At 67.6% G+C, this 12620-nt stretch carries 10 protein-coding genes; 1 reads left to right on the top strand and 9 read right to left on the bottom strand.

The annotated features are described in order from the left end of the window. Window positions 1-47 precede the first annotated feature (47 nt). From LV780_RS00050 to LV780_RS00040, 3 genes are all read right to left on the bottom strand, one after another. The gene (locus LV780_RS00050; RefSeq protein ID WP_044247590.1) at window positions 48-779 is read right to left on the bottom strand and encodes a metallophosphoesterase; all 732 of its coding nucleotides are present in this window, start codon (window positions 777-779) and stop codon (window positions 48-50) included. Between the two features lie 96 nt (window positions 780-875). After that, the gene (gene serA, locus LV780_RS00045; RefSeq protein WP_011907080.1) at window positions 876-2471 is read right to left on the bottom strand and encodes a phosphoglycerate dehydrogenase; all 1596 of its coding nucleotides are present in this window, start codon (window positions 2469-2471) and stop codon (window positions 876-878) included. Window positions 2472-2545: 74 nt separating this feature from the next. Further along, on the bottom strand, window positions 2546-3703 hold the full coding sequence (locus tag LV780_RS00040; RefSeq protein ID WP_108222160.1) for a phosphoserine transaminase: 1158 nt from the start codon (window positions 3701-3703) through the stop codon (window positions 2546-2548). A gap of 139 nt (window positions 3704-3842) precedes the next feature. Between LV780_RS00040 and serB the strand changes: the two genes are divergently transcribed. Beyond that, window positions 3843-4718, top strand: a complete 876-nt coding sequence (gene serB, locus LV780_RS00035; RefSeq protein ID WP_108222158.1) for a phosphoserine phosphatase SerB — start codon at window positions 3843-3845, stop codon at window positions 4716-4718. A 40-nt stretch (window positions 4719-4758) separates the two neighbouring features. On the opposite strand, the gene zapE is transcribed toward serB, so the two are convergent. The 6 genes from zapE to dnaA form a co-directional block, all read right to left on the bottom strand. Beyond that, a complete protein-coding gene (gene zapE / locus LV780_RS00030) occupies window positions 4759-5835 on the bottom strand; it encodes a cell division protein ZapE (protein WP_108222156.1) in 1077 nt (358 codons plus the stop codon). An 84-nt stretch (window positions 5836-5919) separates the two neighbouring features. Then, window positions 5920-8355, bottom strand: a complete 2436-nt coding sequence (gyrB, locus tag LV780_RS00025; RefSeq protein WP_101341508.1) for a DNA topoisomerase (ATP-hydrolyzing) subunit B — start codon at window positions 8353-8355, stop codon at window positions 5920-5922. Window positions 8356-8445: 90 nt separating this feature from the next. Then, window positions 8446-8868, bottom strand: a complete 423-nt coding sequence (locus LV780_RS00020) for a VOC family protein (RefSeq protein ID WP_108222154.1) — start codon at window positions 8866-8868, stop codon at window positions 8446-8448. After that, on the bottom strand, window positions 8865-9956 hold the full coding sequence (gene recF, locus LV780_RS00015) for a DNA replication/repair protein RecF (protein ID WP_108222152.1): 1092 nt from the start codon (window positions 9954-9956) through the stop codon (window positions 8865-8867). Before recF ends, LV780_RS00020 begins: the two co-directional genes overlap by 4 nt. 67 nt (window positions 9957-10023) lie before the next feature. After that, window positions 10024-11142, bottom strand: coding sequence for a DNA polymerase III subunit beta (gene dnaN / locus LV780_RS00010; protein ID WP_011907073.1), 1119 nt, complete (start codon window positions 11140-11142; stop codon window positions 10024-10026). Between the two features lie 116 nt (window positions 11143-11258). Then, on the bottom strand, window positions 11259-12620 hold the full coding sequence (gene dnaA, locus LV780_RS00005) for a chromosomal replication initiator protein DnaA (RefSeq protein WP_044247587.1): 1362 nt from the start codon (window positions 12618-12620) through the stop codon (window positions 11259-11261).

Below are 12620 nucleotides of genomic sequence, written 5' to 3'. Positions count from 1 at the left end.
CCGTCCCGTCGGCGGGCCGCTGCCGTGACGTTGCGTTCCGCGAAAGGTCAGGCGATCGGGATGCGCCCGTCGGGGCCGAGTTGCCAGACGGAATGGCCCTCGATCACCACCGCCGAGAGGGGGCCGCCATAGGCCGCCCCGCTGTCGAGGTTCAAGCGGTTCCCGTAGTGGGTCACGGCGTCAATGGCCGTGTGCCCGTGCACGACGAGGAATCCGTGATCGCGCGTGTCCGACAGGAAGGGCTCGCGGATCCAGACCAGATCGGTCTCATCCTGACTGGCGAGCGCAACACCCGGCCGGATGCCGGCATGGACGAACAGCGCCTCGCCGCGACGATACTGGACCGGAAGCGCCTCGATGAAGGCCACATGCTCGGGCGGCACGAGGGCGAGGGCCTCCTCATGCACCGGGCCGAGCGGGCGGTCGGCGGCGTGGTGGACACCGTAGGACTCCAGCGTCGGCCCGCCGCCAAGCCGGGGATGCAGCCACGACAGCTCGCGCCGGAGGCCCGGATCGTGGTGGGTCAGGTCGCGCATGAAGCCCGCGAACATCCGGTCGTGGTTGCCCTTCAGCACCACCCAGTTCTCGCCCTGCTCGATTCCCTGCCGGAGAAATTCCACGACACCGCGGCTGTCGGGGCCCCGGTCCACCAGATCGCCGATATGGACGACAGGCGCCTCGTCGTCCCCGGTCTGGCGCCGGTCCGCGGCGATCCGGTCGTGGATCTCCTGCAGAAGCGACAGATGTCCGTGGATGTCGCCGATGGCGTAGCTTCGCATCTGGGTCCTTCCAAAATGATACGGAGGCCCGGCCAAGCCGGACCTCCGCACCATATGCGCCCCCGCCGGAAACCGGAAGGGCAGCCGGACGCCCGGTCAGGCGACGTCGAACTCGAGCGGCTTGACCTGCTGGAACATGCCGGTCGATTCGAGCGTCTCGACGACCTTCGGATCAATGGCCTGATCGAGGTAGAGGATCGCGATGGCCTCTTGCCCGACCGAGGTCCGGCCAAGGGTGAAGTTCGCGATGTTCACGCCGTTCTTGCCCATCGTCATGCCGAGAAGGCCGATGATGCCCGGCACGTCCTCGTTCGTGGTATAGAGCATGTGGCGGCCAACCTCGGCGTCGATGTTGATGCCCTTGATCTGGATGAAGCGCGGCTTGCCGTCCGAGAAGCAGGTGCCCGCGACCGACCGCTCGCGCTTGTCGGTCACCACGGTCAGCTTGATGTAGGCGTCGAAGCTGCCCGATTTCTCCTGAGTGGTCGTCGAGATCTGGATGCCGCGCTCTTTCGCGACGACCGGCGCCGAGACGAGGTTCACGTCGGGGTTCGTGGCTTTCATGATGCCGGCGATGGTGGCGCAGTTCAGCGCGGCGAGGTTCATCTCGCCCACGGCGCCGTCATAGAGCACGTTGATCGCCTTGATCGGCTCGTCGGTCATCTGGCCCACGAAGGCGCCAAGGTGACCGGCAAGCTTCACCCACGGCCCCATGACCGCGGCCTCTTCCGCCGTCACCGAGGGCATGTTCAGCGCGTTCTGCACCGCGCCGGTCAGCAGGAAGTCCGACATCTGCTCGGCGACCTGCAGGGCCACGTTCTCCTGCGCCTCGGTGGTGGAGGCGCCGAGGTGCGGGGTCACGACGACGTTCGGCAGGCCGAACAGCGGGCTCTCGGTGGCCGGCTCCACCTCGAAGACGTCGAAGGCGGCGCCCGCGACATGGCCGGACTTCAGCGCCTCGGCCAGCGCGGCCTCATCGACCAGACCGCCGCGGGCGCAGTTGATGATCCGCACGCCCTTCTTCGTCTTGGCGATGTTCTCGGCCGAGAGGATGTTGCGGGTCTTGTCGGTCAGCGGCACATGCAGCGTGATGAAATCGGCCTTGGCCAGAAGCTCGTCCAGTTCGACCTTGATGACGCCCAGCTGCTTCGCGCGCTCTTCCGACAGGAAGGGATCGTAGGCCACGACCTTCATGTGAAGCCCGACCGCGCGGTTGCAGACGATGCCGCCGATGTTGCCCGCGCCGATCACGCCGAGGGTCTTGTTGAAGACCTCGACACCCATGAAGCGCGACTTCTCCCACTTGCCGGCGTGGGTCGAGACGTTGGCCTCGGGCAGTTGCCGCGCCACGGCGAACATCATCGCGATGGCGTGCTCGGCGGTGGTGATCGAGTTGCCGAACGGCGTGTTCATCACGATCACGCCCTTGCGCGAGGCGGCCGGGATGTCGACGTTGTCGACGCCGATGCCGGCGCGGCCGATCACCTTCAGGTTGGTGGCGGCTTCCAGCAGCTTCTCGGTCACCTTGGTGGCCGAGCGGATGGCGAGACCGTCATACTGGCCGATGATCTCGGCCAGCTTTTCCTTATCCTTGCCGAGTTTCGGCATGTAGTCGACCTCGACGCCACGGTCGCGGAAGATCTGGACAGCGGTTTCGGAGAGTTCGTCGGAAACGAGAACGCGGGGGGCCATGTCGGGCATCCTGTGGAATGGGGAAACGTTGGCGGGGGCTGTCCCCCGCCTTTGTCATGTCTGGAGAAGGTGGCTCAGGCGGCCTTGGCGAGCGCCGCGATCTCGGCCTCGAAGGCCCATTTCAGCCAGGGCATCAGCGCCGCGACATCCGAGGTCTCGACGGTCGAGCCGCACCAGATCCTGAGGCCCGCCGGCGCGTCGCGATAGGCGCCCACGTCCAGCGCCACGCCTTCCTTTTCCAGCCGCTTGGCCACCGCCTTGGCGAAGGCCGCGCCGTCGGTGATGCGCGGATCGGTGAACTTCAGGCAGACCGAGGTGGTCGAGGCTGTCGCCGGATCGACGGCAAGGTTCGCGATCCAGTCGTTCGCCGCCACGAAATCGGCCACGGCCTTCGAGTTGGCCTCGGCCCGCGCCACCAGCGCCTTGAGCCCGCCGATGGACTTCGCCCATTTCAGCGACACGAGGTAGTCCTCGACCGCCAGCATCGACGGCGTGTTGATCGTCTCACCCTCGAAGATGCCCTCGATCAGCTTGCCGCCCTTGGTCATGCGGAAGATCTTCGGCATCGGCCATGCGGGGGTGTAGCTTTCCAGCCGCTCGACCGCGCGGGGGCTGAGGATCAGCATCCCGTGCGCGCCCTCGCCGCCCAGCACCTTCTGCCAGGAGAAGGTGACGACATCGAGCTTGTCCCACGGCAGGTCCATGGCGAAGGCCGCCGAGGTCGCATCGCAGATGGTCAGGCCCGCGCGGTCCGCGGGGATCGCGTCGCCGTTCGGCAGGCGCACGCCGGACGTCGTGCCGTTCCAGGTGAAGACCACGTCCTTATCGAAATCGACCTGCGCGAAATCCACGATCTCGCCATAGGGCGCCTTGCGGACGGTCGCGTCGAGTTTCAGCTGCTTGACCGCGTCGGTGACCCAGCCTTCGCCGAAGCTTTCCCAGGCCAGCATCTCGACGGGCCGTGCGCCCAAGAGCGACCACATCGCCATCTCGACCGCGCCGGTGTCGGAACCGGGGACGATGCCGATGCGGTATCCGGCGGGGACGCCGAGGATCTCGCGGGTCAGCTCGATCGCCTCTTTCAGCTTGGCCTTGCCGACGGCGGCACGGTGCGAACGGCCCAGCGGGGCGTCCGACAGAAGGTCCAGCGAATAGGCGGGAATCTTGGCGCAGGGGCCGGAGGAGAAGCGCGGATTGGCCGGCCGCGCGGCCGGGGTCTGCAGATCAGACATAGTATCCTTCCAGATAGATGCCTCTCGTTGGGGAGAGGTGTCCCGCCGCCGCCATTACGCCTCGCCGGGCTCTGGCGCAAGGAAAAGAATTGCCCTAGAGCGGCGTTCGACCTCGTGAAAGCGACCTTGGGAGAGTGCGATGTTCGTTGCCGTCCTCATGACCGATCCGACCTCTCCGGGCCTCGAGCGCGCCACCGTCGAGTCGCTGCGCAACGCCTGGGGCGGAGGCGATGCGCGCTGGTTGCAACCGGGGGTGGCGGCGGAATTTCCCGTGTCTGCAATGCCTTCGAACCTTTGGCAGGTCTGGGAGGATCTGCAGGCGCTGAAGGTGGATCTGGCCGTGGTTCCCGCCGAGGGCCGGCGCAAGAAGCTGCTTCTGGCGGACATGGATTCGACCATGATCCGTCAGGAATGCATCGACGAGCTGGCCGACGAGGCGGGCGTTGGCGAATATGTCGCAGGCATCACCCGGCGCGCGATGAACGGCGAGCTGAACTTCGAAACCGCGCTGCGCGAACGGGTGGGGCTGCTGAAGGGCCTGCCGGCCTCGGTGATCGACCGGGTGCTCGAGACGCGGATCCATTACATGCCCGGCGGCCGGGCGCTGGTGCAGACGATGAAGGCCAACGGCGGACGCGCGGCGCTCGTCTCGGGCGGCTTCACCGCCTTTACCGCGAAGGTCGCCGCGGGCCTCGGCTTTGACGAGCATCGCGCCAACATCCTCCATGTCGCGGATGGCGCGCTCACCGGCACGGTGGCCGAGCCCATCCTTGGCCGGGAGGCGAAGCTCGCGGCGCTCGAGGAGATCACCGCCCGCATGGGGATCGGGGTCGAGGCGGCCATGGCGGTGGGCGACGGGGCGAACGATCTGGGCATGCTCAAGCGGGCGGGCGCGGGCGTGGCGCTGCACGCGAAGCCCGTGGTGGCGGCCGAGTGCGACATCCGCATCAACCACGGCGACCTGACCGCGCTGCTCTTCGTGCAGGGCTACGCCGAGGACGAGTTCCGCACCTGACCGGCGCGGCCGGCCCCGCCCTGCGCCCGGCCGGCCGGGGCTAGGCCCCCCACTCCGCCGATTGCATCTCGCGCAGGCGGCTCGCTGTGCGCTCGAACTCAAAGACGCCTTCGCCTTCGATATAGAGACGCTCGGGCTCATCCGCGGCGGAGGCGATCAGGCGCACCCGCGCCTCGTAGAGCGCGTCGATCAGGGTCACGAACCGCTTGGCCTCATTGTAATTTTCCGCAGACAGCCGCGGAATGTCCTCGAGGATCAGCACCCGGCAGGCCTCGGCGATCGCGAGGAAATCGGCCGGTCCCAGCGGGCGGGCGCAGAGGTCCCAGAAGGTCGCCCGCCCCACGCCATTCGCGAAGCATGGAATCTCGACCGTCCGGCCATTGACCGGAAGGCGCAGCGGATGGCCGCGGTCGCCGCCCGTGAGATCGGTCCAGATGCGGGAGATCTCACCCTGCGCACGGCTTGCCGGATGGAAGAAGACCTGCGCCCCCTGCAGCCGGTGCTGGCGGTAGTCCGTCGGGCTTTCCAGCTCGACCACCTTCATCCGCTCGCGCAGGAGGTCGATGAAGGGCAGGAAGACCTGCCGGTTGAGGCCGTTCTCGTAAAGATCCTCGGGCGGCCGGTTCGAGGTGGTCACGATCACCACGCCCTGATCGAACAGCTTCTGGAACAGGCGCCCGACGATCATCGCGTCGGTGATGTCGGTGATCTGCATCTCGTCGAAGGCCAGAAGCCGGACCTCGCCGGCCACCCGGTCGGCCACCGGCTGCAGCGCATCCTCGACCCCCTTCTTGCGGGCCTCGTGCATGCCCTGCTGCACCTCCTGCATGAAGGCGTGGAAATGCACGCGGCGCTTCGCCGGGATGTCCACGGCATCGGCGAAGAGGTCCATCAGCATCGACTTGCCCCGCCCGACCCCGCCCCAGAGATAGAGCCCCTTCGGCAGCTCTTCCTTCGCTGCAAAGAGGCCGAAGAGGCCCCGCTTGCGTTCGGGATGGGCCTCAATCCACTGCCGGATGTGCTCGAGATCCGGCAGGACGGCGTGCTGCGCGGGATCGGCCCGCAGATCCTCGGCATCGACGCGGGCTTCGTAGATTTCGGTCAGGGTCTGGCGCATGGCCTTCCTTAGAACGTCGCCGCCGCGTGGAAAAGGCGCCCGCACCGTCGGATCAGCCCCGCCCCCGCCTGCGCCGGATCGGCCTCAGGTGTCCAGATTCTCGACGTTCAGCGCGTTCTGCTGGATGAACTCGCGCCGCGGCTCGACCACGTCGCCCATCAGCTTGGTGAAGATGTCGTCGGCCTCGGCCAGATCCTCGACCTTGACCTGCAGCAGCGTGCGCGCCTCGGGGTCGAGCGTGGTTTCCCAGAGTTGCTCCGGGTTCATCTCGCCAAGGCCCTTGTAACGCTGGAGCGACAGGCCCTTCTCGCCCTCGGCCAGCACCGCCTTCAGAAGCGCGATCGGCCCGTGGATCGGCTGCTCGCGGTCCTTGCGGACGAGCCGCGCCCCCGGCGCATAGACATCGCGCGTCTGGCCCGAGACCTGCGACAGACGCCGCGCCTCACCCGACCGAAGCACGGCCCCGTCAAGCGTCCGAAGCTCTTCCACCCCGCGAAGCACGCGCGACAGACGGATGCCGTGGTCCTGCGTGATCCGGCCCTTCCAGCCGCGCTCGTATTCCGCGGCCGTCAGATCCAGCCGCTCGGCCACACGGTCGGCCACGAGTTGCAGATCGTCATCGGCCCGGCCCGGATCGAACGCCCCCGAAAGGGCCGCCTGTTCCAGGATGTTGCGCGGGTAATGCGTGGGGAAACCCTCCAGCACGCGGCGGAACTGGCGCGCGCCCTCGATCACGCGGAGCAGGTCCTGCCCGGCGATCTCTTCGCCCGTCGCCAGCCGCAGGATGGCCCCCTCGATCCCCTGCTGGATCAGGTAATCGTCCAGCGCCGCCTGGTCCTTGAGGTAGACCTCGGACTTGCCGCGCGCGACCTTGTAGAGCGGCGGCTGCGCGATGTAGAGGAAGCCCCCCTCGATGATGGCGGGCATCTGCCGGAAGAAGAAGGTCAGCAGCAGCGTGCGGATATGGGCGCCGTCCACGTCCGCGTCGGTCATGATGATGATCTTGTGGTAGCGCAGCTTGCCGATGTCGAACTCGTCGCGCCCGATGCCCGCGCCGAGCGCGGTGATCAGCGTGCCCACGGTTTCCGAGGACAGCATCCGGTCGAAGCGCGCGCGCTCCACGTTCAGGATCTTGCCCCGGAGCGGCAGAACCGCCTGGTTCTTCCGCGCGCGCCCCTGCTTGGCCGAGCCGCCGGCCGAGTCCCCCTCGACGATGAACAGTTCCGACAGCGCCGGGTCCTTCTCCTGGCAATCGGCCAGCTTGCCGGGGAGCGAGGCCACGTCCATCGCGGTCTTGCGCCGGGTCATCTCGCGGGCCTTGCGCGCCGCCTCGCGCGCCAGCGCCGCCTCGACGATCTTGCCAACGATGCCCTTGGCGGCGGCCGGGTTCTCCTCGAACCACTCGGCGAGCTTCTCGTTCACGAGGTTCTCGACCGCCGGGCGCACCTCGGACGAAACCAGCTTGTCCTTGGTCTGGCTGGAGAACTTGGGGTCCGGCACCTTGACCGACAGAACGCAGGTCAGCCCCTCGCGCGCGTCGTCGCCGGTGAAATCCACCTTCTCGCGCCGGGCGATCCCGCTGTCCTGCGCATATTTGGTGATGGTCCGCGTCAGCGCGCCCCGGAAGCCCGCAAGGTGGGTGCCGCCGTCACGCTGCGGAATGTTGTTGGTGAAGGGCAGCACCGTCTCGTGGTAGCTGTCGTTCCACCACATCGCGATCTCGACCCCGATCCCGCCGCGCTCGCCCGTGATGAAGATCGGCTCGGGCATCACCGGGCTCTTCGATCGGTCGAGATAACGGACGAACTCGCGCACGCCGCCCTCGTAGAACAGCTCGCTGTGCAGCGGCTCCGCAGGGCGCTCGTCCTCGAGCAGGATACGGACACCGGAGTTGAGGAAGGCAAGCTCCCTCAGGCGGTTCTCGAGCGTCTTGAAGCTGTAGTCGAGGTTCGAGAAGGTTCCGTCAGGTCGGTTGGTCTTGGCCGCGGCGAGGAAGCGCACCTCGGTGCCCTTCTCGCCCGGCGCGTCGCGGACCACGCGCAGATGCTCTACCGTCTCGCCGTTCTCGAACCGGGCGAAATGCTCCTTGCCGTTGCGCCAGATGCGCAGTTCGAGCCAGTCGGACAGGGCGTTCACCACCGAGACGCCCACGCCATGCAGGCCGCCCGAGACCTTGTAGCTGTTCTGGTCGAATTTGCCCCCGGCATGGAGCTGGGTCATGATGACCTCGGCCGCCGACACGCCTTCGGAGGCATGCATGTCCACCGGGATCCCGCGCCCGTTGTCGCGCACGGACACCGAACTGTCGGCATGGATCTTCACCGTCACAGCGGTCGCGTGGCCCGCCAGCGCCTCGTCGATCCCGTTGTCCACCACCTCATAAACCATATGGTGGAGGCCCGAGCCATCGTCCGTGTCGCCGATATACATGCCGGGACGCTTGCGGACAGCCTCCAGCCCCTTGAGAACCTTGATGGAATCGGCGCCATACTCTTCCGGCACGCGGGCAGCTTCGGCCATTCGGACAAACCCTTTGCTTTGCGCGCGAGTTATAGCGGTCCTGCCCGGGAATGTCACGCCCGGGGCCCAAGATTTAGCCCCGCCCCGCCGTCAGGGCAGCGTGAGGCTGCCATCCTCGGCCAGCGGCCACAGGGGGTTCATCGCCACCTCCCAGACATGACCGTCAGGATCGGCCCAGTAGCCCGAGTAACCACCCCAGAATACCTTTTCGGGCCGCTTCAGGGCTGTCGCGCCCGCGGCAAGCGCCGCGTCGAAGGCCGCATCGACCTCGGCTTCGGTCGCGAAGTTCTGTGCCAGCGTCACGGCTCCCGTCCCGAGGCCGGCCCCCGGCCGCCCCTGATCGGCCGCAAGCGCAGCGCTTCCGAACAGCGCCAGGGCCGAGCCTTGCAACTGGAAGAAGGCCACGTCCTCCTGCGCCCGGTGCTGCTTCCAGCCCAGCCGCTCGTAAAAGGCGACCGAGGCCGCCAGATCGCCCACGCCCAGCGTGATGAGCGTGACGCGCTGCGGTGTCATGGCGACATCTCCCTTGTCTGCGAAAGCCCCTCGGCCTCCGTCACCTCGATCCTCTGCGCCCGCCCCCCGAGCGCGGTGAACAGCTCCGGCCCCGTGCCGGTCATGTAGGCCTGCGCCCCGAGCGCGCAGATCTCGTCGAACAGGGCCGCCCGTCGCCCCTCATCGAGATGGGCCGCCACCTCGTCGAGCAGCAGGATCGGCGCCGCCCCCAGATCCTCGGCCAGCGCGCGCCCATTGGCAAGGACCAGCGAGATGAGAAGCGCCTTCTGCTCGCCCGTTGAACATTGCGCCGCCGGAACGCCTTTGGCCGCATAGATCGCCGTCAGATCGGCGCGGTGCGGCCCCAGCAGCGTCCGCCCCGCCGCCATGTCCCGCCGCCGCCCCTCGGCCCAGGCCGCGGCCAGATCCTCGGGATCCTCCGAGGCGACCGACAGCACGGCCCGCGGAAAGGCCGTCTCGGCCGCCCCCTGTGCCGCCATCAACCGTGCCACCGCCGCCTCCCGATGCGCCCGGATCACCCGCGCGGCCTCGGCCATCCGCCCCTCGAGCGCCGCATGCCAATGGGCATCGGCCACCTGCTCCTTCAGAAGCCGGTTCCGCTCGCGCATCGCCTTCTCGTAATCGAGCACCGCCTCGGCATGGTCGGGCGCGAAACTCATCGCCACCCGGTCGAGAAACCGCCGCCGTCCCTCCGCCGCCTCGGTCCAGAGCCGGTCCATGGCGGGCACCAGCCAGACGATGCGCAAGAGCCGCCCCAGCATCACCTGCGTCGCGGCCTTGCCGTCGATGCGCACCTGCCGCGCCCCGCCGCCCTCGGCCCAGGTCTCGACCTCATGGTCGGAATGGAGCCCCCGCACGGCGGCGGCCACCTTCCATCCCAGCGCCTCGGGCCGCCGCGCGATCTCGTCGGCCGCCGCGCGCCGCAACCCCCGCCCGGGAGAAAGCAGCGAGATCGCCTCGAGCACGTTCGTCTTGCCCGCCCCATTCGCGCCCACGAAGGCCACCGGCCGCCCGTCGAACGCCATCCGCGCCGCGCGATGCGAGCGGAAGTGCGAGAGAGCGAGGGATGTGACGGCAAGCCCGCGCATCCCTTCTCCTTTCATTCTGGGAAAAATATCCCGGGGGCGCGGGGGCAGCGCCCCCGGCTGTCTTCCGTCACACGCGCATCGGCATGACGACATAGACCGCCGACATGTCGTTGCCTTCCCGCATCAGCGTCGGATCGCCCGACGAGTTGAACAGGAACACGGCGTTCTCCCGGTCCACCTGGCTTGCGATCTCGAGCAGATACTTGGCGTTGAAGCCGATCTCCAGCCGCTCGTCGCCATAAGCCACGGCCAGTTCCTCCTCGGCCGCGCCGGAATCAGGCGCATTGACCGACAGAACCAGCCGATCCTCGTCGAGCGACAGCTTCACCGCCCGCGACCGCTCGGACGAGACGGTGGCCACCCGGTCCACAGCCTTCGCGAACTCCTGCGCATCCACCTCGAGGCGCCGCGCATTGCCCGTCGGGATCACACGCGAATAGTCGGGAAAGGTGCCGTCGATCACCTTCGAGGTCATGGTGATCTGCGGCGTGGCGAAGCGCACCTTGGTCTCCGACACGGAAACCTTGATCTGCGCCTCGTCGTCGTCGAGCAGCTTGCGCAGTTCGTTCACGGTCTTGCGCGGCACGATCACCCCGGCCATGCCCTCGGCACCCTCGGGCAGCGGGGCGTCGATCCGCGCGAGACGGTGGCCGTCGGTCGCCACGCAGCGCAGCACCGGCCCCTCCTCGCCCGTCGCCACATGCATGAAGACGCCGTTGAGGTAATAGCGCGTCTCCTCGGTCGAGATGGCGAACTTCGCCTTGTCAAACAAGCGCCGCAGCACGGGGGCCGGCGCGGTGAAGTTCGAGCTGTATTCCGAGCTTGCCATCACGGGGAAATCCTCCCGCGGCAGCGTGGCAAGGCTGAAGACCGACCGGCCGGCCGTCACCGTCAGCCGGCCCGAGGCCGCATCCTCGCTCAGGCCGACCAGCGCGCCGTCCGGCAGCTTGCGGACGATCTCGTGCAGCATGACCGCCGAAACGGTCGTCGCGCCGGGCCGCTCCACCACCGCGGGCGTCCGGTCCACCACCTCGATGTCGAGGTCGGTGGCGCGGAACGAGACGGTGTCGCCTTCGGCCTCGATCAGCACGTTGGCGAGGATCGGAATGGTGTTCCGCCGCTCGACGACCGACTGGGCCTGGCCCACGGCCTTTAGCAGAGCGCCGCGCTCGATACTGATCTTCATTCCCTCACCCCTTCTTGACGCGGACGCCGAAACTGCCCGGTTTCGCACCGAACCTCAAGATTTTTCCCGACTATGGATGGTTCAAGGGGGGCGTCAAGCGCCCCCGTGGCCACAGATCAGGCCTGCAGCAGGCGGCGCAGAAGCTGCAGGTCGTCCGCCAGTTGCGAGTCGGTGGCCATCAGCTCCTCGATCTTGCGCACGCCATGCATGATCGTGGTGTGGTCGCGGCCGCCGAAGCGTCGGCCGATCTCGGGCAGCGAGCGGGGCGTCAGGTGCTTGGCCAGATACATCGCCACCTGACGCGGGCGGGCGATGGTGCGCAGGCGCTTGGGGCCGATCATGTCGCTGAGGCGGATGTTGTAATGCTCGGCCACCTTGCGCTGGATCTCCTCGATCGTGACCTTCCGGTCGCTGGCTCGGAGAATGTCGGCCAGGCAGTCCTGCGCCAGATCCAGCGTGATCTCGCGCCCCACGAGGCTTGCGAAGGCAAAGAGGCGGGTGAGGGCGCCTTCCAGCACGCGGACGTTGGTCGTGATGCGGTGGGCGAGGAACTCGAGCACGCCGTCGGCAATGACGAGGCCGCGATACTGTTCGCGGTAGAAGTCGGCCTTCTGCTGCAGGATGCCGAGGCGCAGCTCGTAGTCGGTCGGATGCAGGTCCACCACGAGGCCGCATTGCAGGCGGCTCTTGATCCGCTCCTCGAGATCCTTGATCTCGCCGGGCGCACGGTCGGCCGAGATCACGATCTGCTTGTTCTGATCGACCAGGGCGTTGAACGTGTGGAAGAATTCCTCCTGCGTCGAGTCCTTGCCGGCGATGAACTGCACGTCATCCACCATGAGCACATCGACCGAGCGGAAGAGTTCCTTGAAGCCGAGGATCTCGCGCTCGCGCAGCGCCTGGACGAAGCGGTACATGAACTGCTCGGCCGACAGATAGAGAACCCGCGCGCCCGGCTGGCGTTTCTGCAACTCGTGCGCGATGGCGTGCATGAGGTGCGTCTTGCCCAGCCCCACGCCGCCATAGAGGAACAGCGGGTTGAAGGTGACGGGCCCCCCTTCGGCGACGCGGCGGGCGGCGGCGTGGGCAAGCTCGTTCGGCTTGCCGACGACGAAGCTGTCGAAGGTGAAGCGGGAATCCAGCGGGGCGCCGCGAAGATCCTCTTCGGCCGGTGCCGGGCGGGCCTTGGCGACGGGGGCCGCGGCCGTCCTGACCTCCTTCAGCGGCGGGCGCGGCGAGTTGGAGACGGCGAACTCCAGCCGCTCGACCGGCGAGCCGGCCTCGGTCAGGCGCAGGCGGATATGATCCGCGAAATTGCGCTGCACCCAATCGCCGAAGAAAAGTGTCGGGACTTCAAAGCGCGCCACGCCATCGTCGAGACCCATGAGCCGCAGAGGCTCGATCCAGGTCACAAAATTGTTCCGGCCCACTCGCTTGAGCAGCCCTTCGCGCACTTGAACCCAAGTCTCATTCGTCAT

The organism is Cereibacter azotoformans, assembly GCF_021391315.1.
GTDB lineage: Bacteria > Pseudomonadota > Alphaproteobacteria > Rhodobacterales > Rhodobacteraceae > Cereibacter_A > Cereibacter_A azotoformans.
This window is presented reverse-complemented; position numbering and strand designations above follow the sequence as displayed.